This window comes from Isoptericola sp. NPDC019571, assembly GCF_044389385.1.
Classification (GTDB): domain Bacteria; phylum Actinomycetota; class Actinomycetes; order Actinomycetales; family Cellulomonadaceae; genus Isoptericola; species Isoptericola nanjingensis.
Window position 1 is genome coordinate 21,504 of record NZ_JBIRXZ010000009.1, and the last position, 23,522, is coordinate 45,025.

Here is a 23,522-nt window from a genome sequence, read left to right on the forward strand (position 1 = left end):
TACCCGCGGAGCCCCGCGCGGATGCCAGACTCCTCATGTGCCGAACACCCCGGATCCCGCCCCCGTACCGGCCCTCGCCCCCACCTGGCTGCGTGTCGCCACGCTCGTCGTCGCGGCCGCCGCCGTCCTCGTCGTCGCGTGGGCGTGCGCGACGGCGTGGGGTGCGGTGGTGCACGGACACCCGGCGTACGCGGTGCTGCTGGCGCTGACGCTGGTGGGGGCGGTCGTCGCCGGGGTGCGGGCGCTGCGCCGTCGTCCCGCGCGCCCGGGGTGGCGGCGCGCGGGACGGGTGGCGCTGCTCGTGGTCGGTGCGGCCTGGATCGTGCTGGTCGCGTGGCTGCGGCCGTTCGTCGCGGTCGAGCCGGCGCTCGAGGACATGCGCTCGGACGACGCGGTGACGGTGACCGAGGGCGCCACCCGGTACGTGCTGACCCCGGCCGGCGGGGGCGACGGGACGGCCGTGTTCTTCCAGCCCGGGGCGAGGGTCGACGCCCGCGCGTACGCGGCGGTGCTGCGTCCGCTCGCCGAGGCGGGGCACACCGTCTTCGTCGCGAAGCAGCCGCTCGGTATCGCGTTCCTCGCCACCGGTGCGTTCGACGACGCCCGCGCGGCGGTGGACGCGGACCGATGGGTGGTGGGCGGCCACTCGCTCGGCGGCACCGTCGCGGCCATGGCGGCGGAAACCGCGGACGACGACGCCGAGGCACCCGCGGCCGGGCTGCTGCTGTTCGCCTCCTACCCGGCGGGCGACATGAGCGGCACGCTGACCGCCGCCGTCGCGTCCGTCTCCGGCAGCGAGGACGGTCTCGCCACCCCGGCGAAGATCGACGCGTCGCGCGCCGACCTGCCCGCCGACGCCGCGTTCACCGTCGTCGAGGGCGCCGGGCACGCGTACTTCGGCGACTACGGCCCGCAGCCCGGCGACGGCACCCCGACGATCTCCCACGACGACGCCCGCGCGCAGATCTCCGGCGCCGCCGTCGCGTTCGTCGACGGCCTCGCGCGGTAGCCGCGAGGTACTACCTCGCCGGGACGGGTACTACCTCGGCGAGATCGGTACTACCTCGGCGAGCTCGGTGCTACCTCGTGCCGGGGTCACACCCCGTCCAGGGTGAGGTGCACGACCACCTCGTCGCCGTCGTCCACGCCCTCGGGCCGGCGCACGGCGTCCTTGAGCGGCACGAGATAGCCGCCGTCCCTGGGGAACAGGGAGGTGGTGAACGTGGTGCCGCCGAGGCGGCCGGTCACGGGGATGACGCCCCAGCCGTACGTGACCAGCGCCGCGACCGCGGCGATCCGCTCCGCCTCGGCGTCGGGGACGGCCACGTAGTAGTACGGCGCGGGACCGCGCCACTGGAACACCTCGCCGCGCACCTCGAGCTCCATGCGTCCAGGCTGCCGCGAGACGCTGACACGGTCGTGCTCACGCGAGGTCGAGGACGGCGAACCCGTGCCCGTCGAGGTGCACGACGTCGCCGTCCCTGCTCAGGCCGCGCGCCTCGACCTCGCGGGCACCGGCCGCCCCGGGCACGGTGATCGACACGGACGCGCGGCCCGGGTTGAGCACGACGGCGAGCGTGCCGCCGCGCAGGTACGCGAACGGGTAGCCGGTGGCCAGCACGTCGACGTCGGCGGTGGCGTCGAGCCGCGGGTCCGAGGTGCGCAGGTGCGCCAGGCGGCGTACCAGGTGTAGCAGCGAGCCCTCGTCGTCGAGCTGGGCGGCCACGGTGGGGCGGCCACGGTCCGGGTCCTGCGGGAGGTAGCGCGACTCCGCCACGTCCGGCCCGAGCCGGCCGGGCGGCACGTCGCCCCACTGCATCGGGGTGCGCGAGCCCGCACGGTCGTAGGTGGGGTTGAGCCGGGAGCCCTCGAGAGTGGGGGTCTCGGGGACGAACCGCATGCCGATCTCGTCGCCGTAGTAGATCGACGGCATGGAGGGCCAGGTGAGGGTGAGGACGAGGGCCGCCCGCGCCTGCTCGGCGTCGCGCGCCCCCGCGACGAGCCGCGTGAAGTCGTGGTTCGACGTCGGCAGGCCGGTGAGCCCGCCGCGCCCGGCCGCCGCGATGGCGCCCGTCGCCTCCTCCCAGGCGCGGACGAAGGTGCCCGCGTCGCCGCGTGCCTCGGCGTCGGCCCAGCTGGGCACGTCGCCCCACGACGGCTGCACCGTCCCTGCGCCGTTGTTCCACAGCGAGCGCAGCGGCAGGCCGTCGTCGTCGCCCCCGAACTGGAGGAAGAAGTCGGCGTGGAAGCCGGACGGCACGGAGACGCGCGGGTCGCCCCACTCGCTGATCAGCACGCGGCCGGGATAGGTGGCGTCGAGCCAGGCGCGGTTCTCGCGCCACAGGCGGCCGGTCTCGACCAGCCCGGGGTCGTCCTTGACGAGCGACGCCGCCATGTCGACGCGGAACCCGGCGACGCCGAGGTCGAACCAGTGCGCCATGATCTCGCGCAACGCGGCTCGGTTCGCCTGCGGTCCCGCGGCGTCGACCGGGCTGCGCCAGGGCTGGGCGGGGTCGGGCCGCGCGAACCCGAAGTTCAGCGCCGGCTGCACCGGGAAGAAGTTCGGCAGGTAGAACCCGCCGCGCCGGCCGGGGCCGGGCTCGAATCCGTCGACGGGGACGTCGCTCCACACGTACCGGTCGTCGTCGGGGTCGTCCGCGGACGCGGCGAACCAGGGGTGCTGGTCGGACGTGTGCCCGGCCACGAGATCGAGCAGCACGGCGATGCCGCGCCTGCCCGCCTCCTCGGTGAGCTCCGCCAGGTCGTCGTTGGTGCCGTACCGCGGCGCGATCGTCATGAAGTCCGCGACGTCGTACCCGGCGTCGGCGAACGGGGACACGAAGCACGGGTCGAGCCACACCGCGCCCACGCCGAGCCAGCGCAGGTAGTCGAGACGCGCCGTGATGCCGGCGAGGTCGCCGATCCCGTCGCCGTTCCCGTCGGCGAAGCTCTGCGGGTACAGCTGGTACAGGACGGTACGCCCGAGGCGCGGGGCGAGGTCGACGGCAGCGTGTGGGGACGTGGGGGAGTGGGTCGGCACCGAGGCTCCTGTGGATCGGGATCGGGATCGGGATCGGGTCGGACGGGACAGCAGGCGGGGTCAGACGACGCCGGTCGTGCCGAGCAGCGACCCGAGGGCGAAGGTGACGCCGAGGGCCAGCGCGCCGCCGACGACGACGCGCGCGACGGACCGGTTGCGAGACGACCCGCCGATCCAGGCGGCGATCGAGCCGGCCGCGCCGAGGGCGGCGAGCACGACGACGAACGTGCCGGCGACCTTCCACGGCTCGGGGACGAGCAGCACGGCCAGCATCGGGAGCACGCCGCCGCACAGGAACGCGAGCAGCGACGCCCACGCGGCGTGCCACGGGCTGACGACGTCGTCGGGGTCGATGTTGAGCTCGGCGGACAGGTGGGCGCCGAGGGCGTCGTGGTGCGTGAGCTCGGTGGCGACCTGCCGCGCCGTGCCCTCGCTGAGGCCCTGCTGACGGTAGAGGCCGACGAGCTCGTCGAACTCCTCGTCCGGCATGGTCGCGAGCTCGTGCTGCTCCTTGGCGATGAGCGCCTTCTCGCTGTCCGACTGGCTGGACACCGACACGTACTCGCCGAGCGCCATCGAGATCGCGCCGCCAACGAGGGCCGCGAGCCCGGCCGTGAGCACGGGCGCTCGCTCCGGCGTCGCGCCGGCGACGCCCACGACGACGGCGGCCACGGAGACGATGCCGTCGTTGGCGCCCAGCACGCCCGCCCGCAACCAGTTCAGCCGCTGGGCGAGGCCGCCGGCGTGCGGCTCGCCGGGATGGCCGGTCGGGTCGGTCTCGGTGCGCTCGGACATGTGCTCAGCACAGCATCGCTCGGTGGGTGCCGCCAGCACGACGCCCGACCGGGCACGGCACGGACCGCGGACTCAGGCGTGCGTGGGGTGCTCGTGCTCCGGGTGGGTGTCCGGCTCGACCTGGAACGTGGAGTGCTCGACCGCGACGTCGAAGTGGGTGGCCACGCACTCCTGCAGCTCGTCGAGGATGCGGCCGGCGTGCCCGTCGGTGAAGCAGCCCGAGTCGACGACGACGTGCGCCGACAGGATCGGCAGGCCGGTGGCGATGAGGGAGGCGTGCACGTCGTGCACGTCGCGCACGTGGTCCACCTCCAGCAGGTGCGCGCGCACCTCCTCGAGGTCCAGCCCGGGCGGGGTGGACTCCAGCAGCACCGACCCCGCGGCCCGCAGGAGCTTCACGGCGCGCGGCAGGATGAGCGCCCCGATGAGGAGCGCGGCGACGGCGTCGGCCCGCTGCCAGCCGGTGGTGGCGATGACGATCGCGGCGACGATGACGCCCACCGACCCCAGCGCGTCGTTGACGACCTCGAGGAAGGCGGCTCGCAGGTTGAGGTTCGCGTCGCGGCGGCCCGCGAGGACGGCCATCGACGCGAGGTTCCCGACCAGCCCGATGACGCCGAAGACGACGAGCTGCGTGGAGGGGATCTCCGGCGGGTCGGCGAGCCGCAGCACCGCCTCCACCAGCACGTACACGCCGACCACGAGCAGCACGGCCGCCTGCGCCAGCGCGGCCAGCACCTCGGCCCGCCGGTAGCCCCACGTGCGCTGCGGCGACGCCGGCCGCAGCGACAGGTGCGCGGCGAACAGGGCCAGCGCGAGGCCCCCGGCGTCGGTGAGCATGTGGGCCGTGTCGACCAGCAGCGCGAGGCTGCCGGTGAGCAGCGCCCCGACGGCCTGGGCGACCAGGATCGTGGTGGTGATGCCGAACGCGATCGCGAGCCGGCCCCGGTGGTCGGCGGCGCCGTGCGCGTGGTCGTGGTCGTGGCTCACGCGGCGTCCTCGGAGCCGGCGCGTCCGTGGGGCGTGCCCGGCGTCGCGCACGTGCAGTCCGGCCCGCAGCAGTCCGGGTCGACGACGAGCGCCAGCCGCAGCATGTCGCCGAGCGCGTGCGCGAGGTGCGGGTCGGACAGCCGGTACTCGGTGCGGCGCCCGTCCTGGCGGCCCACGACCAGGCCGCAGCCGCGCAGGCACGCGAGCTGGTTGCTCATCACCTGCTTGGAGACGCCGAGCGTGGCGGCCAGGTCGGACGGGTAGGCGGGGGCGTCGCGCAGCGCGAGCAGGATGCGCGCGCGGGTGCCGTCCGACAGCGCGTGCCCGAGCCGCGCCAGCGCCGCCGTGTGCGTGAGGGTCACCGTCTCCATGGGCGCGACGGTACATGCCTCCATGTACTCACGCCAGGCTGTCGGCAGGCGCGGGCGGGGTGCTCAGGCGGTCGCCGGGGCGATCGCGTCGAGGACGGCGAGGTCGTCGTCGGTCAGCCGGAGTGCCGCGGCGGCGACGTTCTGCTCCAGGTGCGCGACGTCGCCCGTGCCCGGGATGGCGAGCACGTGCGGCCCGCGGTGCAGCGTCCACGCCAGCCGCACCTGGGCCGGCGTCGCGCCGTGCCGCGCCGCGACGTCGGCCACTTGCGCGGCGCCGGCGTCGTCCGCGGCCCGGGCGCCGGGGACGGCGCCGGCCACGGACGCGGCGACGGAGAAGAAGGGCACGAACGCGACGCCGCGCTCGGCGCACAGGTCCACGAGCGCGTCGTCGCCGCGGTACGTCAGGCCGTACCGGTTCTGCACGCACACGATCGGGGCGATCTCCAGCGCCTCGGTCAGCTGTTCGGGCAGCACGTTGGAGACGCCGATGTTCCGGACCAGGCCGGCGTCGCGGAGCTCGGCGAGCGCGCCGACGTGCTCGGCCACCGAGCCGGGCTCGGTCGTGAGGCCCGTGCCCCAGCGCAGGTTCACGACGTCGAGCTGGTCGAGGCCGAGCTGGCGGATGTTCTCCTCGACCTGGCCCCGCAGCTGGTCGGGCCGGGCGTAGGGCTCGAAGGCGCCGTCGCGGGACTGGGACGCGCCGATCTTCGTGGTGATCACCAGGTCGTCGGCGTAGGGCTGGAGCGCGGCCCCGATGAGTTCGTTCGCCGAGCGGGTGGGGAAGAAGTAGAAGGCGGCGGTGTCGATGTGGTTCACCCCGAGCTCGACGGCGCGGCGCAGCACGGCGACGGAGTCCTCGCGCGGCCGGACGGTCGCGGAGCCGAGGGTGCCGATCAGGCGCATGGCGCCGAAGCCGAGGCGGTTCACGGTGCGGTCGCCGAGCTGCCAGGTGCCGGCAGCGGCGGCGTCGGGGGTGGTGGGGGCGGTGAGGGAGGTCGTCATGTCGTCCAGCCTCGGCGCGGTCGGGGCGGGGGTCACGCGAGTGGCAGGTTGTTGCCGACCCTGGCAGCTGCCTGCCGCCGGGTGCAGGATCGAGGCATGCAGACCGGAGAGGCCGTCACGGTCGTCCAGGGGGACGAGGAGCTGCTCGCCCGCACCGCGCACCTCTTCGCGCACGCGACGGAGATCTCCTGCGCCGCGAACGACCTCGGGACCTGGGTGGTGACCCACGGGCCGCAGCCGGTCGAGGACGCGGCGTCGGCCCGGCGCGACGACGTCCGCCTCCGCAAGGTGTACCGGCCGGGCGTGCTCCTGGACCCGGTGGCGGCGCGTGGGCTCGCGCGGGCGCGGGAGCTGCACGGTGCGCAGATCCGCATCACGACCGACGAGGTCAACGAGACCATCCTTTTCGACCGGCGCCTCGCGATCCTCGCCGGCGACGTCCGGGCGGGGCGGCGCAGCTACGGCATCGTCACGCAGCCCGAGGCGGTGGAGGGGGTCGCGTCCCTGTTCGAGGCCGTGTGGCGGTCTGCCGTCGACCTCGACGTCTTCGATGCCCGGATCGCCGAGATCCGCGCGATCGCCCCCCAGGTGCTCGACCTGCTCGGGCAGGGGGTCAAGGACGAGACCGCCGCCCGCGCCATGGGGATGGGCGTGCGCACCTACCGTCGCCGCGTCGCCGAGCTGCTGGCCGCGCTCGGCGCCACCTCGAGGTTCCAGGCGGGCGTGCGGGCGCGGGAGCTGGGCCTGGTCTGAGCCGTCGTCAGCCGTGCCGCGTCGGCACGTAGACGAGCTCCTGCGTGCGGCCGTCGAGCGTGCGCGTCTCCACGAGCTCGAGGTCGAAGTCCGCGGCGCCGCGGAACAGCGGGTCGACGCCGGTCTGCCCGGTGATCACGGGGAACAGCGTCACGCGCAGCTCGTCGACCAGGCCCGCGGCCATCAGCGCCCGGTTCAGCGACAGGCTGCCGTGGGACCGGAGCGGCACGGGCGACTCCTGCTTGAGCCGGCCGAGGACGTCGACCGCGTCGCCGGCGGCGACGGTCGCGCCGCCGGGCCAGTCGAGGGGGTCGCGCAGGGTGCTCGACACGACGGTCGCGGGGGTGCGGACCATGCGGGAGACCCACGGGTCGTGCACGTCGGAGTCCTCGGTGCTCGCGGCGAGCATCTGCATGAACGCCCGGTACGTGGTGGCCCCGAGGACCATCCGCTGCTCGGTGTCGAACAGGTGGAGCCGGTGCTCGAGCAGCTCGGGCCCCTGCTTGCCCCAGTAGCCGGTCCAGTCGCCGTGTGCGGCACCGAAACCGTCCAGGCTGGAGAAGACGTCGAACGTGTAGGTCGTGGCCATGGTCAGCTCCTCGGTCGGCGGGCCGCCTCAGTTCTTGAACACGACTGTACGACTTCGACGATCTACGTGCCCGGGCGCACCAGGCCCGTCTCGTAGGCGAGCACGACGAGCGCGGCGCGGTCACGCGCGTCCAGCCGCGTGAGCAGCCGGCTCACGTACGTGCGCGCGGTGGCGGGGCTCAGGTACAGGTCGCGGGCGATCTCGTCGTTGGTGAGGCCGCGCCCCACCAGGGTGAGCACCTCCCGCTCGCGCTCGGTGAGACCGGCGACGGCGGCGTCGTCGAGCCGGCGCGGCGCGTCGGCGACGGCGCGCATCGCCGCGGCCGTGACGGCGGGGGACAGCAGCGAGTCGCCGGCGGCCACGGTGCGGATCGCGCCGCGCAGGTCGCCGGGGGAGACGTCCTTGAGCAGGTAGCCCGCCGCGCCCGCGCGGATGGCCTCGACCACGTGCTCGTCCTCGTCGAACGTGGTGAGCACGAGGACGCGGACGTCGCGCAGCGCCGGGTCCGCGACGACCGCCCGCGTCGCCTCGATGCCGTCCATGCCGGGCATCCGCACGTCCATGAGCACGACGTCGGGCCGCAGCTCGCGCACCCGCGCCAGGCCGGAGCGGCCGTCGGCCGCCTCGCCGACGACCGTGATGTCGCCGTCGAGCTCCGCCAGCGGGCGCAGCCCCGCGCGCACCAGCTCCTGGTCGTCGACCAGCACGATCCGGATCATGGCTCCAGTCTGGCCGGTCGGCCCGTCAGGTCGGCAGTTCGCGCCGGGCGCGGCAGTTCGAGCTGCCGCGCCGAGGACGAACTGCCGCGCCCACCGGGCCTGCCTCAGCGGGGGAGCGTCGCCGGGAGGTCCGCGACGACGGCGAACCCGCCGCCGGGCGCGTCGCCCGCGGTGAGCGTGCCGCCCAGCAGGCCCGCGCGCTCGCGCATCCCCGCGACCCCGGTACCCGGCCCGGCGCCGGCCGCCGACCCGCGGCCGTCGTCGGTCACGCTGAGGCGCAGCCGCCCGTCGTCGACGTCCGCCTCGACCCGCACGTGCCGGGCGTCCGCGTGCCGCAGCACGTTGGTCAGTGCCTCCTGGGCGATGCGGTAGGCGGCGGCGTCGATCGCGTCGCTGAGCGCGCCGGGCGCGACGGCGTCGACCACCTCGACGTCGACGCCGGTCGCCCGCAGCGGCGCGACGAGGCCGTCGAGGCCCGCCAGGCCGAGGGCCCCGCGAGGCGCGGCGTCGGGCGCGCGCTCGCGCAGCACCTTCACCGTGGCCCGCAGCTCGTCGAGGGTGCCCGACGCCGCCTCCCGGACACGGGCGAGCGCGTCGCGCGCCGCGTCGTCGTCCCGCCCGACCGCCTCGTCCGCGACGCCGGCGTGCAGCGCGACGACCGACAGGTGGTGGCCGACGGTGTCGTGCAGGTCGCGGGCGATCCGCAGCCGCTCGGCCTGCAGCCGCTCCTGCGCGGCGTGCGCCGCCTGCTCGGCCGTGAGCTCGCGGACCAGGGCGGCGCGCTCGCGGGCCTCCCGCGCCAGCCGGACGGCGACGCCGAGCGCGACCGCCGCCGCCGTCAGCGCGACGTTGGTGACCAGGTCGTAGGCCGTGAGCGCGGCGCTCGGGTCGACGTCGTCGCCGGTGACGCGGAACCAGGTGGCGACCGCGACGAGCACGCCGCCGGTGCCCGCCGCCCACCCGGCGCGCCCCCGCTCCGCCGCCGCGAACAGTGCGGCGACGGCGGGCAGCACCATGCCGATGGGCGCGAAGCCGAGGGCGTAGTAGGCGCAGACGCCGAGGAACGTGAGCACGAGCATCGTGCGCGGGGCGACGCGGCGCAGCAGCACCAGCGCGCCGAACCCCGCCGCGAACAGGTAGGCCGCCGCGCCGGCGTCGCCCTGGCCCGACGGGTCGGCCGCGATGACGACCGCGACGACGAGCGTCGACGCGAGCGCCAGGACGACGTCGGCCACCCACGGGCTCGGCGGCGTCGTCGCGGACGTGGTCATGCCCGCCAGGCTAGGCGCCACCCCCGGAGGGTGCCGAACAGGCGGAGGGATGCTCCGGGTCGGTCAGGGTCGCTGTCGCTCCGGGGCGACAACAGGAGACGCTCGCGGGCCGATGTGTCGCCCCTGCCCTGGCGGGAAGGGTCGAGGCATGACCTCGAACCAGGCTTCTCCCCAGCCCCGTCCACAGCCGTGGGCGCCGTCCCCGACGACCACGCCGACGCGCGCCGGCATCTCCTGGCCGCTCGTTGCCGGGCTCGCGTCGATGGCGCTGCTCTGGCCGCTCACCGGGCTCACCGGCATCGGCGGCACGGGCGCGCCGCGCGCGCTCGGCATCGTCGCCCTCACCGCCGTCGTGTGGATCGGCGTCGTCGGGTTCGGCCGCGTGCCCCGGCCGGTGCTCACCCTGACGATGACCGGCCTCGCGTCCGGCGTCGTCATCCTGCTCGTCTCGACGCTGATCGGCGGCGTGGGCCCGGGTGGCGAGGGCGCGGCCGCGTGGACGGCGGTCCCGGCGCTCGCGATGGACGCCGGCTGGGGCGCGCTCGCCGGCGTCGTCGCGCTCGGCGTCCAGAAGGCCCGGGGCGGCGCCCGATGACGATGCGCCCGACACCGACACCGACACCGGCACGACGACCGACGCGCCGCGCGGTGCTGCGCGCCACGGCGCTCGCCGCCGTCGTCCCCCTGCTGGCCGCCGGGTGCGGCGCGATCCCCGGTTCGGTGACGTCGGTGGACGAGCCGGAGTTCGCCCGCCCGCTGCCGATCCCGCCGCTCGCGGAGTCCGAGGTGGTGGGCGGCGTGCGCACCTTCCGCCTCACCGCGCAGGAGGGCACGACCGAGCTGCTGCCCGGCACCCGGGCCCCGACGTGGGGCTACGACGGCCCGTACCTCGGACCCACGCTGCGGGCGGAGCGGGGCGAGCAGGTCGCCGTCGAGGTGACCAACGACCTCCCGGAGACCACCAGCGTGCACTGGCACGGGATGCACCTGCCCGCGGCGATGGACGGCGGCCCGCACCAGGCGGTCGAGCCGGGCGCCACGTGGCGGCCGACGTGGACGATCGACCAGCCCGCCGCGACGCTCTGGTACCACCCGCACCCGCACGGCGAGACCGAGAAGCACGTCTACCGCGGCCTCGCGGGGCTCTTCCTGCTCGACGACGACGCGTCGCGCGCCGCCGACCTGCCGCGGGAGTACGGCGTCGACGACGTCCCGGTGGTCGTGCAGGACAAGGTGATCGGCGACGACGGACGGCTCGTCCTGAAGGACGACGGCGGCGAGCCGGGCACGCTCGGCAGCACGGTCGTGACGAACGGGGTCGCCGGCGCGTACCAGCGCGTCACGACCGAGCGGGTGCGGCTGCGGCTGCTCAACGGGTCGACGGCGCGCACGTACGCCCTGGGCTTCGCCGACCGGGGGATGGACCTCGTCGCCACGGACGGCGGGCTGCTGGACGCGCCCGTGCGTCTGGACCACGTGCGCCTCGCGCCGGGGGAGCGGGCCGAGGTGGTGGTCGCGATGCAGCCGGGCGAGACGACGCGGCTGCACTCGTCCGAGGCGGACCTGGGCGGCGTCGCGGCGCCGTTCGCGATGGGCGGCAACGACGCGTTCGACGTGCTGGAGCTGCGCGCGGCGGACGAGCTCGCGACGTCGCCGGAGCCGTCGTGGGGGCGCTCGCGGCACGCGGCCGAGGACGCGCTGCACGAGGAGCACGCGACCGTCACCCGCACGTTCGACCTCGACGAGCGCACGATCAACGGCGAGCGCATGGACGCCGGCCGCGTCGACGAGGTCGCGACCGTCGGCAGCACCGAGGTGTGGGAGGTGCGCAACACCATCCCGATGCCGCACAGCTTCCACGTGCACGACGTGCAGTTCCGGGTCCTCACGATCGACGGGGAGGCCCCGCCGCCCGGGCTCGCCGGCCCGAAGGACACCGTCTACCTGGAGCCGCGCCGCACCTACCGGCTGCTGATGCGGTTCGAGGACTACACGGACGACGTGCTGCCGTACATGTACCACTGCCACATGCTGCTGCACGAGGACGAGGGGATGATGGGCCAGCTCCTCGTCGTCGAGCCGGGGTCCGACGCGCGGCCGGGGCCGTCGGAGGCGCTGTCGCGGCGCGACGTCGGGCACGACGCCGGCCACGACGCCTCGGGTCCCGTGGTGGGCGACGGGTACGGCCCGCGCCGGTCCACGGCCGGGCATCACGGCTGAGCTGTGGGAAGGGTGCTGGCACGCGGGGCGGCGGGCTGCCAGGATCGCCGGGTGCCCACCCTGCTGCCCGTGACGTTCGCGCCCTTCACCGACCCCGAGCAACCGGTGCTCGACGTGCCCGCTGCGGGCGCGCGCCTGCGCCCCTGGCGCCCGGAGGACGCCCCGGCGGTGCGCGAGGTGTACGCCGACGAGGTGATCCAGCGGTGGCACGTGCGCGTCCTGGAGTCGGACGACGAGGCGCGCGAGGTGATCGCCGGCTGGCGCGCGGGCTGGGCGGACGGGCGCGAGTCGAGCTGGGCGGTGGCGGACGCCGCGGACGACGTCGTCGTGCTCGGGCGCATGGTCGTCAAGACGTTCGACCCGCACGGCGTGGGCGTCGTCGCGTACTGGACGGCCCCGGCGGCGCGGGGTCGGGGGGTCGCGCCGGCCGCGCTCGACGTCGCCGCCGCGTGGGCGTTCGCCGCCGGCTTCCACCGCCTCGAGCTGGTGCACTCCACGGACAACGCGCCGTCGTGCCGTGTGGCCGAGAAGGCGGGCTTCGAGGCCGAGGGCGTGCTGCGGCAGTCCGTGCGGCACCTCGACGGGTGGCACGACATGCACGTGCACGCCCGGGTGGCGGGCTGACGCCCGCGGCGGACGTCGGGCGGGCGTGGGTGGGTCGTGGAAGCATCGCACCGTGACCAGCACCGACGCCGACCGGCTGCGTGACCTCGCGCTGCTGCGGCGCGTGCGCGACCGGATGGACCGGGAGTTCGCGCAGCCGCTGGACGTGGAGGCCCTGGCCCGCGGCGTGCACATGTCGGCGGGGCACCTGAGCCGGCAGTTCAAGGCCGCGTTCGGGGAGTCGCCGTACAGCTACCTCATGACGCGGCGCATCGAGCGGGCGATGACGCTGCTGCGCCGGGGCGACCTGAGCGTCACCGAGGTGTGCTTCGAGGTGGGGTCGTCGTCGCTCGGCACGTTCAGCACGCGGTTCACGGAGCTGGTGGGGATGGCGCCCAGCGAGTACGCGCGGCGGGCCCGGTCCGCGGCGGCGGGGGAGCTGCCGTCGTGCGTCACGAAGCAGGCGACCCGACCGGTCAGGAATCGAGAAGCGCCGGCCGTGGACCTCCACCTAGCGTGAATTCCATGAGCGACATCGACATCACCATCCACACGACCTTCCTTCCGCACACCGACCCGGAGGCCTCCCTGGGCTTCTACCGCGACCTGCTCGGCTTCGAGCTGGTCCAGGACGTCGGGCAGGGCGAGATGCGCTGGCTGACGTTCGTCTCGCCGGCCCAGCCTGAGACCCGCCTCGTGCTCAACCCGCCCGCCGCCGACCCCGGCATCACCGAGGACGAGCAGCGCACCATCCGCGAGCTCATGGCCAAGGGCAGCTACCAGTCGATCATCCTGGGCACCAAGGACCTCGACGGCGTCTTCGCCAAGCTCCAGGCCGCCGACGCCGAGGTGGTCTCCGAGCCCACCGAGCAGCCGTGGGGCGTGCGCGACTGCGCGTTCCGCGACCCCGCGGGCAACATGGTCCGCATCGACCAGGTCGGGTGAGCGTCGTGACCCAGCAGACGACGAAGCGCCCGAAGGGCACCCCCGGACCGTTCTCCCTGTGGGTCCAGCGGCAGGCCAACGCGAGCACCGCCAAGAAGATCCGCCGCAAGGGCGGGCAGATGATGGGCATGGACCTGCTGGTCCTGCACACCGTCGGCCGCCGCACGGGCGAGGCGCGGGAGAACCCGCTGGCCTGGTTCGACGACGGCGCGGGCGGCCGGCTCGTGGTCGCGTCGGGGGGCGGCACGCGCCACCCCGGCTGGTTCGCGAACCTCGTCGCGCACCCGGAGCAGGTCGCGGTCGAGCTGCACGCCACCGGCACCACGCCGGTGACGGCGCACGTCCTCGACGACGCCGAGCGCGCCCGGGTGTGGCCGGCGATCGCCGCGGCCGCGCCGACCATCGACAAGCACCAGAGCAAGAGCGACCGCCAGTACCCGGTCGTCCGCCTCGTCCCGGCCGGCGCCTGAGGTGTGCGTCCCCGGGATCCCGCGCCTCACCCGGACGACGGCCGTCCGCGCGGACGGCAGCGAAGGAGTGGCCATGAGGTTCCGTGCGACCGTCGAGCCCGCCGAGACGATGAAGGGCCTCGAGGTGCCGCCGGAGGTCGTCGAGGCCCTCGGCGGCGGCGCCCGACCGCCGGTGACGATCACCGTGAACGGCCACACGTGGCGCAGCCGGGTCGCGATCATGCGGGGCCGGCACCTGCTGGGGCTGAGCCGGGCGAACCGGGAGGCCGCGGGCCTCGAGGTCGGCGCCGAGGTGGAGGTCGAGCTGGCGCTCGACACCGAGCCGCGCGTCGTCGTCGAGCCCGACGACCTCGCCCGGGCGCTCGACGCCGACCCCGTCGCCCGTACGGCGTACGATTCCCTTCCGCCGGGCCGCCGTCGCCGCCTCGTGCTCGACGTCGACGGGGCCAAGCAGGCCTCGACACGCGCCCGCCGCATCGACAAGGCTCTTGCCGAGCTGCACGCGCCCGCTGGTTGAGCCTGCCGCAACCAGGTCTCGACAGGCTCGACCGCCGACCTCCAGGAGGATCCCAGTGACCGTCACGGACCCCTCGACCCTCACCCCGTCGTCCGGCACGACTGCGAGCGTCGTCGCGGTGCACGCGAGCGCCGTCCATGGCTTCAGCAAGCCGGCCCTCGACCAGGTGGTCCTCGTCGAGGGGGTGGGGGTCGAGGGCGACGCGCACGCCGGGGTCACCGTGCAGCACCGCAGCAGGGTCGCCGCGGACCCGTCGCAGCCGAACCTCCGCCAGGTGCACCTCATCCACGGCGAGCTCTTCGACCGGCTCGCCGCCGCAGGCCACGACGTGGCGCCGGGGGACCTGGGGGAGAACGTCACCACCCGCGGGATCGACCTGCTGGCGCTGCCCGTGGGCACCCGGCTGACGATCGGCGACGCCGTCGTGACCGTCACCGGCCTGCGCAACCCCTGCCAGCAGATCAACGACTTCCAGCCGGGACTGCTCAAGCAGCTGCTGCACCGCGGGGCCGACGGCGAGGTCGAGCGGCTCGCCGGGGTCATGGGCGTCGTCTCGCGGGGCGGCACGGTCCGGCCCGGGGACGCGGTCGACGTCGAGCTGCCGGCGCCGCCCCACCTGCCCCTCACCCGCGTGTGAGCCTGCCCGCCCCCCACCGGCGTCCCCGCCACCACGATCGAAGGAGCACCGCCGTGACCGCCACCGAGTCCCGCGCCGAGTCCCGCGCCGGGTCCCCCGCCGCGACGTCGTCGCACACCGCCGACGCGCACGACGTCATCCGCGTGCAGGGCGCCCGCGAGAACAACCTGCGCGACGTGGACGTCGAGATCCCCAAGCGCCGCCTCTCCGTGTTCACGGGGGTGTCGGGCTCGGGCAAGAGCTCGCTGGTGTTCGCGACCATCGCTGCCGAGTCGCGGCGCCTCATCGACGAGACGTACTCGACGTTCGTGCAGGGGTTCATGCCGTCGCTGCCGCGCCCTGACGTGGACGTCCTTGAGGGCATCACCACCGCGATCCTCGTGGACCAGGAGCGCATGGGCGCCAACGTGCGGTCCACGGTCGGCACCGTCACCGACGCGAACGCCATGCTGCGCAACCTGTTCAGCCGCGTGGGCGAGCCGTACGTCGGCCCGCCCACGGCGTTCTCGTTCAACATCCCGACGTCGACGGCGAGCGGGGTGTTCAGCACCGGCAAGGCCGGGGGCGAGGTCGAGAAGAAGGTCGTGCGCAACCAGGTGTACCTGGGCGGCATGTGCCCCGAGTGCGAGGGCCGCGGCACCGTCTCCGACCTCGACCTGTCCGTCATCGTCGACGAGTCGCTGTCCCTGCGCGACGGCGCGATCCTCGTGCCCGGCTACAAGGCCGACGGCTGGATGGTGAAGGGTTTCTCGGAGTCGGGGTTCGTCGACGGCGACAAGCCGGTGCGCGACTACACGGAGGCCGAGCGGCACGACTTCCTCTACCGGGAGAAGGGCAAGGTCAAGGCCCTCGGGATGAACATGACGTACCAGGGCCTCATCCCCAAGCTGCGCGAGTCGATGTTCAGCAAGGCGCCCGAGTCGCTGCAGCCGCACCTCCGCGCGTTCGTCGAGCGGGCCGCGGTGTTCGTGCCCTGCCCGGAGTGCGACGGCACCCGGCTCAACGAGTCCGCCCGGTCGGCGAAGGTCAACGGCGCGGGCATCGCGGACGTGTGCCGGATGCAGATCACCGACGCCGCCGAGTGGGCGCGGGGGATCGACGACCCGGGCGTCGCGCCGCTGGTCGGGGCCCTGCTGCACCTGTTCGACAAGTTCGTCGAGATCGGGCTGGGCTATCTGTCGCTGGAGCGGCCGGCGGGCACCCTGTCGGGCGGCGAGGCGCAGCGCACCAAGATGATCCGGCACCTCGGGTCCGCGCTCACCGACGTCACGTACGTCTTCGACGAGCCGACCGTCGGTCTGCACCCGCACGACATCGAGCGGATGAACGGCCTGCTCCTGGAGCTGCGCGACAAGGGCAACACCGTGCTCGTCGTCGAGCACAAGCCGGAGGCGATCGCGATCGCCGACCACGTGATCGACCTCGGCCCCGGCGCCGGGACCGACGGCGGCACGATCTGCTTCGAGGGCACGCTGGAGGGGCTGCGCGCGAGCGGCACCCTCACCGGCCGCCACCTGGACGACCGCGTCACCGTCAAGGAGTCCGTCCGGGAGCCGTCCGGCGCGCTCGAGATCCGCGGCGCCTCCCAGAACAACCTGCGCGACGTCGACGTCGACGTCCCGACCGGCGTCCTCACCGTCGTCACGGGCGTCGCGGGCTCCGGCAAGAGCTCGCTGATCCACGGCAACCTCGCCGGGCGCGAGGGCGTCGTCGTCGTCGACCAGGGCGCGATCAAGGGCTCGCGCCGCTCCAACCCGGCCACGTACACCGGGCTGCTGGAGCCGATCCGCAAGGCGTTCGCGAAGGCGAACGGCGTGAAGCCGGCCCTGTTCAGCGCGAACTCCGAGGGTGCGTGCCCCACCTGCAAGGGCAACGGCCGCATCTACACGGAGCTCGGCTTCATGGAGACGGTCGAGACGCCGTGCGAGGACTGCGGCGGCAGGCGGTTCATGGCGTCGGTGCTGGAGTACACGCTCGGCGGCAAGAACATCGCCGAGGTCTTCGACCTGTCGGTCGCGCAGGCGCACGCCTTCTTCCGCGAGGGTGAGGCGAAGATCCCCGCGGCGCACAAGATCCTCGCCCACCTGGAGGACGTCGGGCTCGGCTACGTGAAGCTCGGCCAGCCCCTCAACACCCTGTCCGGCGGCGAGCGGCAGCGGCTCAAGCTCGCCATGCACATGGGCGAGAAGGGCGGCACGTACATCCTCGACGAGCCCACCACCGGCCTGCACCTGGCCGACGTGGCGAACCTGCTGGGCCTGCTGGACCGGCTCGTGGACGCCGGCAGGACGGTGATCGTCATCGAGCACCACCAGGCCGTCATGGCGCACGCCGACTGGATCATCGACCTCGGGCCGGGCGCCGGGCACGACGGCGGCGCGGTCGTCTTCGAGGGCACGCCCGCCGACCTCGTGGCCGCCCGCTCCACCGTGACCGGCGAGCACCTCGCGGACTACGTCGGCGCCTGATGCGGGACGGCGGGCGGGGGAGAGCGATGGACCGCTTCGCGGGGCGCGTCGCGCTCGTGACGGGGGCCGCCCACGGCATCGGTGCGGCCGTCGTCCGGCGGCTCTCCGCCGAGGGCGCGGCCGTCGTGCTGGCCGACGTCGACACGGCCGCGGCCGAAAAAACGGCGGCCGCCCTGGAGGGGGTCGCGCGTGAGCGCGCGCTCGTCGTGGCCTGCGACCTCACCGACCGGGCGTCGGTCGAGGCGGCGACGGAGACCGCCGTCGCCCGGCACGGCCGCCTGGACGCGGTCGTCAACGTCGCGGGCGGCGCGCTGCCGCACCCGGACCAGCTCGACGGCGGCACCGACGCGGACTGGGCGGCCACGGTGGACCTCAACCTCGCGGGGCCGGCGCGCGTGGTGCGCGCCGCCGCGCCGCACCTGGCCCGGCCGGGCGGCGCCGTCGTGCTGGTCGGGTCGGTCAACGGGCTCGCGGCGTTCGGCGGCGACGCCTACTCGGCCGCGAAGGCGGGCCTGGGGGTGCTGGCGAAGAACCTCGCCGTGCGGCTCGGGCCGGACGGCGTGCGCGTCAACGTGGTCGCGCCGGGCACCGTCCGCACCCGCGTCTGGGACGACCAGGGCGGCCCCGACCGGCTCGCGCCGCTGTACCCGCTGGGCCGCGTCGGCGAGCCGGAGGACGTCGCCGCCGCCGTCGCCTTCCTGGCGTCCGACGACGCCGCGTGGATCACGGGCGCCACCCTGCCCGTGGACGGCGGCGTGCTCGCCGGGCCGCTCGCCGCGTTCGCCCGACTCGCCGACGGGACCTGACGAACCAGTTCGTCACGGCCGTCGTCGCCTGCTTCGTCCCGCTCGCCGCGGGGCTGTACCTCCTGGTGACGGTGGCGTGGACCCTGGTCCAGCGGATCCTGCTGCGGCGCCGCTTCCCGCTCCGGCCCGAGGGCGGCGCCCGACCGGCGCTACCGTGACGCCATGTGGTTCGAACGGCCCGGTTCGACCCCCGCGGTGCGCACGGTGTGGTCCGCGACCGTGGAGGAGCCGGGGGAGTACCTCGTGGCGGGCTCGGAGTACTGGGGCATCTCCTTCATCCGCCGCGCCGACGGGAGCCTCGGCGGCGAGCTCGACGGGCCGAGCCTGAGCGCCCGCCGCACGACGAGCGTCGTGGGGGAGTGCTACTGGGGCGTGGAGCTGGCGCCGTTCGTGGTGGTCGCGGGCCTCGACAAGCAGCCGGTGCTCGGGGCCGCCGTCGACCTGCCGGTGCGCTCCGGGCGCGTCCGGCTCGGGGAGCGGTGGACGACGCTGCCGGCCTTCGACGAGCTCGAGGACTGGGTGGACGAGATGGTGCGCCTCGGCCCGCTGGGCGTGGACGACGGCGTGCGCGCGGCGCTCGACGGTCAGCGGGACGGCGCGTCGCCGCGCACCTGGCAGCGCCGCTACCGGCGCACCGTCGGGCTGACGGCGGGGCAGGTGGAGCAGGTCCGGCGGGCCGAGCGGGCCTACGCCCTCCTGCAGGGCGGCGTCGCGCCGGCCGAGGCGGCGGCGCGGGCCGGGTTCGCCGACCAGGCGCACCTGACCCGCAGCCTGCGCCTCATCCGTGGGCGGACCCCGGCGGCGGTGCTCGCGGCCGCCGCCCGCCGACGGCCCGCCCGGTGACGTTCTCGTTCAAGACCGGGCCCCGGCCGGCGCGGTGTGATGGCGGGGACGAAAGGAGCCACCATGGCCGTCCCCCCAGGATTCTCGACGATCAACCCGTTCATCATCAGCAGCGACGTCGAGAACCTCATCCTCTTCCTGGTCGACGTGTTCGACGGCGTCGAGCACCCCGACGCGCGGACCGTCGACCACGACGGGCTGCTGCTGCACGCCGAGCTCCAGATCGGCGGCACCACCGTCATGTTCGGCGAGCGCAAGCCCGGCTGGCCGTTCACCCCGTCCCTGCTGCAGGTCTACGTGGACGACGTGGACGCGGTGCTCGGGCGGGCGCGGGCCGGTGGCGCGGACGTCGTGACGGAGCCCACCGCGTTCTTCGGCGAGGTCTTCTCCCGCTTCGTCGACCCCTGGAACAACCTGTGGTGGGTCTACAGCACCCCGCAGGACGACGCCGCGGGCGAGTGGGAGGAGGCCGGCGACGGTGCCGAGAGCGACGCCGAGAGCGACGCCGAGAGCGACGCCGAGTGGGAGCCGACGCCGGAGCTGACCTACATCCGCGACACGCTCGTCGCCACCCTGCCGCGCCTGCGGGACCCGGTCGCCTGAGCCGCGGTCACGTCGCCGCCCGCCGCCTCAGGGCCGGACGTAGACGCCGACCCGCGACGCGGGCCGGAACTCGTGCGCCTCGTAGAACGCGGCCGCGGCGCCGTCCCGCAAGGTCAGGAGGTACCAGTGCTGGACGTCCGGCAGGCGGTGCTCCAGGGCGGCCAGCAGGCGGGACCCCCAGCCCTCGCGCTGGTGGGCGGCGGCGACGCACATCTCCTGGACGAGCAGGTGGTCCTCGGTACCGGCGCGTTCACGGTGCCCGAGGACGAAACCGATGACGTCGCCGCCGTCGGCGACCGCGACCGAGCCGACGGATCGTGGCGTGGCCAGCATGTCGCCCAGACGTTGCGCGGCGTCCCCACGCGTCCACTCCTCGTTCCACGGCGGCGCGGAGAACGTGCGCACGAAGAGTCGCGCACAGTCCTCGAGGCGGTCGGCGGTGAGATCGACGATCACCCGCGGAACATAGCAGCGCCGTCGGGTCACGTCCGGGCCGCCCGCGTCGTCGGAGTGGCAGGACGCGCGGTGGTCGCGCGAGGACGGAGGAGGACGGCATGGCACGCATCCTGGTCACGGGCGGCACGGGACACCTCGGCAGGCTGGTGGTGCCGCGCCTGGTACGCACCGGCGCACAGGTGCGGGTGCTCAGCCGCAGCCCGCACGCGGACGGGGACGGCGTGCGGTACGTCGTCGGGGACTGGGCGACGGGCGAGGGCCTGGCGCAGGCCGTGGGCGACGCGGACGTCGTCGTCCACCTCGCCGGCGACCAGCTGCACAACGAGGAGACGGCTCGGGCGCTGGTCCGGGCGATCCGCGACGCGGGCAGCGAGCCGCACCTGGTGAACATCTCCGTGGTGGGCGCGGAGAAGGTGCCGGTGAAGTCGGGGTTCGACCGCCGTGCCCTCGGGTACATGGAGAGCAAGCTCGCCCAGGAGCGCGTGCTGGAGGAGTCCGGGATCCCGTGGACCAACCTGCGGGCCACGCAGTTCCACGAGCTGGTGCTCATCGCCGCCCGGGCCCTCGCGAAGCTGCCGGTCGTGCCCACGCCGTCCGGCTGGCGGGCGCAGCCGATCGCGGGGGACGAGGTCGCGGCACGTCTGGTCGAGCTCGCGCTCGGCGACCCGCAGGGGTGGGTGCCCGACGTCGCCGGGCCCGAGATCCACACGTTCCGCGGGATGGTCCGCGACTACCTCGACGCGGTGGGGTCGCACCGCCCGACGATGCCGGTGCGCGTGCCCGGCGCGGCGTCTCGGGCCTATGCGGCGGGCGGCAACCTCGCGCCCGACCGCGCCGTCGGCAAGCAGACGTGGGCCGAGTTCCTCGCGGAGCACGTCGCGCGGCGCTGAGCCACGAGGAGGTCAGAGGTCGACGCGCATCACCGCGCGCCGCGACGTCGGGCGGCTCACCTCGCGGAACCCGGCGGCCTCGAACACCGCCGCCACCCCGACGTAGAGCTCGCCCCACGAGTCGCTGTACCCGGGCTCGACGACCATCGGGTAGCCCTCGACGGCGCGCGCCCCGCGGGAGCGGGCGTGCTCGACGGCGGCGGCGGTGAGGGCCGCGCTGACCCCGCGGCGGCGGTACCCGGCGCGGGTGACGAAGCAGACCACGGCCCACACGCCGTCGTCGTCCTTGTCCTCGTCGCGGCCCGACCAGGGCACCCGCGCCGTGCGCAGCCGGGGGTACGCGGTGCGGGGCTCGACGGCGCACCAGCCGGCGGGCTCGCCGTCGAGCCAGGCGACCAGCCCGCTGGTGGTCGGAGCGTCCGGCTCGCCGCAGTGCGTGTCGCGGCGCAGCGCGGCCGCCCGCTCCTCGCGGGCGGTCTCCCGCCAGTCGGAGGACGGCGTCTGGAACCACCGGCACTGGCAGCGCGCCCCCTCGCCGCGCGGGCCGAGCACGGTCTGCAGGTCGTCCCACGTCGCCTCGTTCGCCGGCCGGACCACGATGTCGGACGTCATCGACCCATCGTGCCCGGCCGCCCGGCTGCCCTCCACAGGTGGCGACGGTCGACCTAGCGGTCGGTACCCGTGCTGTGCGGGGACGAGGACCGACCGCTACGTCGACCGTCGCGGTCAACCGGGGTCAGGTCGCGCGGTCACCCTTGAGCACGCCGTAGACGAGGGTGTCCGTCCACTCGCCCTTGGACCACCAGTCCTGCCGCAGGTGGCCCTCGCGCCGCATGCCGACGCGCTCGCACAGGCGGGCGGACGGCTCGTTGCGGGCGTCGAGCTGCGCGACCACGCGGTGCATGCGGTAGAAGCCGAACGCCAGGTCGAGGACGGCGCGCACCGCCTCGGTCGCGAAGCCCTGGCCCGTGAAGTCGGGGTGGAAGACCCAGCCGATCTCCCCGCGGGAGACGGTGTCGCCCGTCGTCCACAGGGCGACGTCGCCGACGACCTGGCCGTCGTGCTCCACGATCAGCGCGAGGGCGGAGCCGGGCTCGTCGATGCGGGTGCGTGCGAGCCGCTTCGCGAGCTGCGCCTCGGCGACGTCCGGCGTCCACGGCTCCTCGAGCAGGTAGCGCGCCACCTCCGGGTCGGCGTAGTAGGCGAGCAGGGGCTCGAGGTCCTCCGCGCGGTGCGCGCGCAGGACCAGTCGGCCCGTGGTCACCGGCAGCGGGGTCTCGGTCGTCACGGTCAGGCACCCTACGCGCCGGGGCGGGCGAACCGCGACGTCGGCCCCCGAAATGTGCGTGACGCGGACCCCGGTTGCGGCGCACGGTGGAGGCATGAGCACCCCCGCGGCCACACCGACGTGGCGCCTGGTCGAACCGCCCCGCGCCGACCTGCTCGATGCCGCCGAGGCCTGGGCGTACCGCGGCGTCGCGGCGCTGGAGCGGGCGGTGGGGCTGGCCGACCTGGGGCACGACGACCTCGCGCCCAGGGCCGTCGACCTGCTGGTCGGCGACCGTCACCAGGAGCACGCGCGCCACCACCGGCTCGTGGCGGTGGACGGAGAGGTGACACGTGGCGTGCCGCGCGTCGTCGGCCACGGCGAGCTCGTCCTGCCCGTCTCCGACAACCGCCACCTCGCCGTCGTGCGCATCGCGGTGCTGCCCTCCCACCGCGGGCAGGGGATCGGGTCGGCGATCGCGGACCGGCTGCGCCGGGTCGCGCTCACCGAGTGCCGCGCCACCGTGTTCGCGGAGGTCGAGCTCGCCGCCGAGCCTCCCGCCGACGCCCCGGACGCGGTCCCGCCCCGGGAGGGTCCGGGGCACGTCTCCGCCGATCTGCCCGGCATGCGGTTCGCCCGCCGGGCCGGGCTGGGGCTGGAGATCGTGGCGCGGCGCTCCGTCCTCGACGTCCCGCTGCCCGACGACGTCGTGGACCGGTTCGTGGCGGACGCCGCGGCCCGGGCCGGGGACGGCTACCGCCTGCACACCTGGCAGGACCCGGCGCCCGAGCGGTGGGTCGACCAGCTCGCCGCGCTGGAGCACAGCCTGTCGGAGGACGAGCCGAACGGCGGCCTCGCGCTCGAGGCCGAGCGGTGGGACGGCGCGCGCATCCGCCTGGAGGAGGCGAAGCGGGCCGAGAGCGGCCGGACCGGGCTCGTCACCGTCGCCGAGCACGTCGCCACCGGCACCCTGGCGGGGATGACGCTGCTCGCGTGGGACGACGACCGCCCCGAGCTCACCGAGCAGGACAGCACGGTGGTGCTGGCCGGGCACCGCGGTCACCGGCTCGGCATGCTCCTCAAGGCGGTGAACCTGCGCGAGCACACCCGCCTGCGCCCCGCCGCGCGCCGCATCTCCACGTGGAACAACGAGACGAACGCCCCGATGCTGGCGATCAACGTGGCCCTGGGGTTCCGGCCCGCGGGCGGCTCGGCGGAGCTGCAGGCGCCGCTCGCCGACGTCGTCCCGCTGAGCCGCGGCTGACGA

General features: G+C 75.0%; 28 protein-coding genes. 16 read left to right on the forward strand and 12 right to left on the reverse strand.

The window, feature by feature from the left end:
• Positions 1–37: 37 nt before the first annotated feature.
• Positions 38–1,009 carry an alpha/beta hydrolase gene (locus ACH443_RS15695; RefSeq protein WP_430590815.1) on the forward strand — a complete coding sequence of 324 codons (972 nt, stop codon included), beginning with the start codon at positions 38–40 and terminating at the stop codon, positions 1,007–1,009.
• A gap of 86 nt (positions 1,010–1,095) precedes the next feature.
• Here the strand turns inward: ACH443_RS15695 and ACH443_RS15700 are convergent, their stop codons facing one another.
• The 6 genes from ACH443_RS15700 to ACH443_RS15725 all read right to left on the reverse strand — a co-directional run bounded on the left by ACH443_RS15700 (position 1,096) and on the right by ACH443_RS15725 (position 6,198).
• Positions 1,096–1,386 (reverse strand): DUF1905 domain-containing protein, encoded by a 291-nt coding sequence (locus ACH443_RS15700; RefSeq protein WP_430555415.1) that lies wholly within the window; start codon positions 1,384–1,386, stop codon positions 1,096–1,098.
• A 37-nt stretch (positions 1,387–1,423) separates the two neighbouring features.
• Positions 1,424–3,040: an alpha-amylase family glycosyl hydrolase gene (locus ACH443_RS15705; RefSeq protein ID WP_430590816.1), complete on the reverse strand. Its 1,617-nt coding sequence runs from the start codon at positions 3,038–3,040 to the stop codon at positions 1,424–1,426.
• 60 nt (positions 3,041–3,100) lie between these two features.
• Positions 3,101–3,835: a VIT family protein gene (locus tag ACH443_RS15710; protein ID WP_430590817.1), complete on the reverse strand. Its 735-nt coding sequence runs from the start codon at positions 3,833–3,835 to the stop codon at positions 3,101–3,103.
• A 72-nt stretch (positions 3,836–3,907) separates the two neighbouring features.
• A complete protein-coding gene (locus ACH443_RS15715) occupies positions 3,908–4,825 on the reverse strand; it encodes a cation diffusion facilitator family transporter (protein ID WP_430590818.1) in 918 nt (305 codons plus the stop codon).
• A complete protein-coding gene (locus tag ACH443_RS15720; protein WP_429763029.1) occupies positions 4,822–5,196 on the reverse strand; it encodes an ArsR/SmtB family transcription factor in 375 nt (124 codons plus the stop codon). The genes ACH443_RS15715 and ACH443_RS15720 overlap by 4 nt, the downstream gene beginning before the upstream one ends.
• 63 nt (positions 5,197–5,259) lie before the next feature.
• The gene (locus ACH443_RS15725; protein WP_430555418.1) at positions 5,260–6,198 is read right to left on the reverse strand and encodes an oxidoreductase; all 939 of its coding nucleotides are present in this window, start codon (positions 6,196–6,198) and stop codon (positions 5,260–5,262) included.
• Positions 6,199–6,294: 96 nt separating this feature from the next.
• Between ACH443_RS15725 and ACH443_RS15730 the strand changes: the two genes are divergently transcribed.
• Positions 6,295–6,951 (forward strand): DNA-binding response regulator, encoded by a 657-nt coding sequence (locus ACH443_RS15730; protein ID WP_429763037.1) that lies wholly within the window; start codon positions 6,295–6,297, stop codon positions 6,949–6,951.
• A gap of 7 nt (positions 6,952–6,958) precedes the next feature.
• On the opposite strand, the gene ACH443_RS15735 is transcribed toward ACH443_RS15730, so the two are convergent.
• The 3 genes from ACH443_RS15735 to ACH443_RS15745 all read right to left on the reverse strand — a co-directional run bounded on the left by ACH443_RS15735 (position 6,959) and on the right by ACH443_RS15745 (position 9,530).
• A complete protein-coding gene (locus ACH443_RS15735; RefSeq protein ID WP_430590819.1) occupies positions 6,959–7,540 on the reverse strand; it encodes a dihydrofolate reductase family protein in 582 nt (193 codons plus the stop codon).
• A 62-nt stretch (positions 7,541–7,602) separates the two neighbouring features.
• A complete protein-coding gene (locus ACH443_RS15740) occupies positions 7,603–8,259 on the reverse strand; it encodes a response regulator (protein WP_430590820.1) in 657 nt (218 codons plus the stop codon).
• 104 nt (positions 8,260–8,363) lie between these two features.
• Positions 8,364–9,530, reverse strand: coding sequence for a sensor histidine kinase (locus ACH443_RS15745; RefSeq protein ID WP_430590821.1), 1,167 nt, complete (start codon positions 9,528–9,530; stop codon positions 8,364–8,366).
• Between the two features lie 148 nt (positions 9,531–9,678).
• On the opposite strand from ACH443_RS15745, the gene ACH443_RS15750 reads away from it, so the two are divergent.
• The 12 genes from ACH443_RS15750 to ACH443_RS15805 all read left to right on the forward strand — a co-directional run bounded on the left by ACH443_RS15750 (position 9,679) and on the right by ACH443_RS15805 (position 19,642).
• Positions 9,679–10,125: a hypothetical protein gene (locus ACH443_RS15750; protein ID WP_430590822.1), complete on the forward strand. Its 447-nt coding sequence runs from the start codon at positions 9,679–9,681 to the stop codon at positions 10,123–10,125.
• Between the two features lie 53 nt (positions 10,126–10,178).
• On the forward strand, positions 10,179–11,750 hold the full coding sequence (locus ACH443_RS15755) for a multicopper oxidase family protein (protein ID WP_430590823.1): 1,572 nt from the start codon (positions 10,179–10,181) through the stop codon (positions 11,748–11,750).
• 51 nt (positions 11,751–11,801) lie between these two features.
• Entirely contained in the window at positions 11,802–12,374 is a 573-nt protein-coding gene (locus ACH443_RS15760; RefSeq protein WP_429763043.1) for a GNAT family N-acetyltransferase, read from the forward strand.
• Positions 12,375–12,426: 52 nt separating this feature from the next.
• On the forward strand, positions 12,427–12,873 hold the full coding sequence (locus tag ACH443_RS15765; protein ID WP_430555424.1) for a helix-turn-helix transcriptional regulator: 447 nt from the start codon (positions 12,427–12,429) through the stop codon (positions 12,871–12,873).
• 14 nt (positions 12,874–12,887) lie between these two features.
• Positions 12,888–13,298: a VOC family protein gene (locus ACH443_RS15770; protein WP_429763216.1), complete on the forward strand. Its 411-nt coding sequence runs from the start codon at positions 12,888–12,890 to the stop codon at positions 13,296–13,298.
• A 5-nt stretch (positions 13,299–13,303) separates the two neighbouring features.
• Positions 13,304–13,768 carry a nitroreductase/quinone reductase family protein gene (locus tag ACH443_RS15775; protein WP_430590824.1) on the forward strand — a complete coding sequence of 155 codons (465 nt, stop codon included), beginning with the start codon at positions 13,304–13,306 and terminating at the stop codon, positions 13,766–13,768.
• Between the two features lie 73 nt (positions 13,769–13,841).
• Complete coding sequence (locus ACH443_RS15780; protein WP_430590825.1) at positions 13,842–14,285, forward strand: YdeI/OmpD-associated family protein; 444 nt, start codon at positions 13,842–13,844, stop codon at positions 14,283–14,285.
• A gap of 55 nt (positions 14,286–14,340) precedes the next feature.
• A complete protein-coding gene (locus ACH443_RS15785; RefSeq protein ID WP_430590826.1) occupies positions 14,341–14,922 on the forward strand; it encodes an MOSC domain-containing protein in 582 nt (193 codons plus the stop codon).
• 53 nt (positions 14,923–14,975) lie between these two features.
• Positions 14,976–17,390, forward strand: a complete 2,415-nt coding sequence (locus ACH443_RS15790) for an ATP-binding cassette domain-containing protein (protein ID WP_430590827.1) — start codon at positions 14,976–14,978, stop codon at positions 17,388–17,390.
• A gap of 26 nt (positions 17,391–17,416) precedes the next feature.
• Complete coding sequence (locus tag ACH443_RS15795; RefSeq protein ID WP_430590828.1) at positions 17,417–18,196, forward strand: SDR family NAD(P)-dependent oxidoreductase; 780 nt, start codon at positions 17,417–17,419, stop codon at positions 18,194–18,196.
• A gap of 162 nt (positions 18,197–18,358) precedes the next feature.
• Positions 18,359–19,039, forward strand: coding sequence for a helix-turn-helix domain-containing protein (locus ACH443_RS15800; protein WP_430590829.1), 681 nt, complete (start codon positions 18,359–18,361; stop codon positions 19,037–19,039).
• 63 nt (positions 19,040–19,102) lie between these two features.
• The gene (locus ACH443_RS15805) at positions 19,103–19,642 is read left to right on the forward strand and encodes a VOC family protein (protein ID WP_430590830.1); all 540 of its coding nucleotides are present in this window, start codon (positions 19,103–19,105) and stop codon (positions 19,640–19,642) included.
• 27 nt (positions 19,643–19,669) lie between these two features.
• Here the strand turns inward: ACH443_RS15805 and ACH443_RS15810 are convergent, their stop codons facing one another.
• Positions 19,670–20,098, reverse strand: coding sequence for a GNAT family N-acetyltransferase (locus ACH443_RS15810; protein WP_430590831.1), 429 nt, complete (start codon positions 20,096–20,098; stop codon positions 19,670–19,672).
• Between the two features lie 98 nt (positions 20,099–20,196).
• Between ACH443_RS15810 and ACH443_RS15815 the strand changes: the two genes are divergently transcribed.
• Positions 20,197–20,988, forward strand: coding sequence for an SDR family oxidoreductase (locus ACH443_RS15815; protein WP_430590832.1), 792 nt, complete (start codon positions 20,197–20,199; stop codon positions 20,986–20,988).
• A 12-nt stretch (positions 20,989–21,000) separates the two neighbouring features.
• Here ACH443_RS15815 and ACH443_RS15820 read toward each other — a convergent pair whose 3' ends face one another.
• Both ACH443_RS15820 and ACH443_RS15825 read right to left on the reverse strand, forming a co-directional pair.
• Positions 21,001–21,600: a GNAT family N-acetyltransferase gene (locus ACH443_RS15820; RefSeq protein ID WP_430590833.1), complete on the reverse strand. Its 600-nt coding sequence runs from the start codon at positions 21,598–21,600 to the stop codon at positions 21,001–21,003.
• Between the two features lie 124 nt (positions 21,601–21,724).
• A complete protein-coding gene (locus ACH443_RS15825) occupies positions 21,725–22,276 on the reverse strand; it encodes a GNAT family N-acetyltransferase (RefSeq protein ID WP_430590834.1) in 552 nt (183 codons plus the stop codon).
• Between the two features lie 94 nt (positions 22,277–22,370).
• Here ACH443_RS15825 and ACH443_RS15830 point away from each other — a divergent pair, with 94 nt between their 5' ends.
• Positions 22,371–23,519 (forward strand): GNAT family N-acetyltransferase, encoded by a 1,149-nt coding sequence (locus ACH443_RS15830; RefSeq protein WP_430590835.1) that lies wholly within the window; start codon positions 22,371–22,373, stop codon positions 23,517–23,519.
• Positions 23,520–23,522 lie beyond the last annotated feature (3 nt).

What these genes read in the sequence shown, in the direction of transcription:
- ACH443_RS15700 (WP_430555415.1), bottom strand. Translation starts at nt 1,386, where the DNA reads ATGGAGCTCGAGGTGCGCGGCGAGGTGTTCCAGTGGCGCGGTCCCGCG.
- ACH443_RS15710 (WP_430590817.1), bottom strand. Translation starts at nt 3,835, where the DNA reads ATGTCCGAGCGCACCGAGACCGACCCGACCGGCCATCCCGGCGAGCCG.
- ACH443_RS15720 (WP_429763029.1), bottom strand. Translation starts at nt 5,196, where the DNA reads ATGGAGACGGTGACCCTCACGCACACGGCGGCGCTGGCGCGGCTCGGG.
- ACH443_RS15725 (WP_430555418.1), bottom strand. Translation starts at nt 6,198, where the DNA reads ATGACGACCTCCCTCACCGCCCCCACCACCCCCGACGCCGCCGCTGCC.
- ACH443_RS15730 (WP_429763037.1), top strand. Translation starts at nt 6,295, where the DNA reads ATGCAGACCGGAGAGGCCGTCACGGTCGTCCAGGGGGACGAGGAGCTG.
- ACH443_RS15735 (WP_430590819.1), bottom strand. Translation starts at nt 7,540, where the DNA reads ATGGCCACGACCTACACGTTCGACGTCTTCTCCAGCCTGGACGGTTTC.
- ACH443_RS15740 (WP_430590820.1), bottom strand. Translation starts at nt 8,259, where the DNA reads ATGATCCGGATCGTGCTGGTCGACGACCAGGAGCTGGTGCGCGCGGGG.
- ACH443_RS15745 (WP_430590821.1), bottom strand. Translation starts at nt 9,530, where the DNA reads ATGACCACGTCCGCGACGACGCCGCCGAGCCCGTGGGTGGCCGACGTC.
- ACH443_RS15750 (WP_430590822.1), top strand. Translation starts at nt 9,679, where the DNA reads ATGACCTCGAACCAGGCTTCTCCCCAGCCCCGTCCACAGCCGTGGGCG.
- ACH443_RS15780 (WP_430590825.1), top strand. Translation starts at nt 13,842, where the DNA reads ATGAGGTTCCGTGCGACCGTCGAGCCCGCCGAGACGATGAAGGGCCTC.
- ACH443_RS15795 (WP_430590828.1), top strand. Translation starts at nt 17,417, where the DNA reads ATGGACCGCTTCGCGGGGCGCGTCGCGCTCGTGACGGGGGCCGCCCAC.
- ACH443_RS15800 (WP_430590829.1), top strand. Translation starts at nt 18,359, where the DNA reads ATGTGGTTCGAACGGCCCGGTTCGACCCCCGCGGTGCGCACGGTGTGG.
- ACH443_RS15805 (WP_430590830.1), top strand. Translation starts at nt 19,103, where the DNA reads ATGGCCGTCCCCCCAGGATTCTCGACGATCAACCCGTTCATCATCAGC.
- ACH443_RS15815 (WP_430590832.1), top strand. Translation starts at nt 20,197, where the DNA reads ATGGCACGCATCCTGGTCACGGGCGGCACGGGACACCTCGGCAGGCTG.
- ACH443_RS15820 (WP_430590833.1), bottom strand. Translation starts at nt 21,600, where the DNA reads ATGACGTCCGACATCGTGGTCCGGCCGGCGAACGAGGCGACGTGGGAC.
- ACH443_RS15830 (WP_430590835.1), top strand. Translation starts at nt 22,371, where the DNA reads ATGAGCACCCCCGCGGCCACACCGACGTGGCGCCTGGTCGAACCGCCC.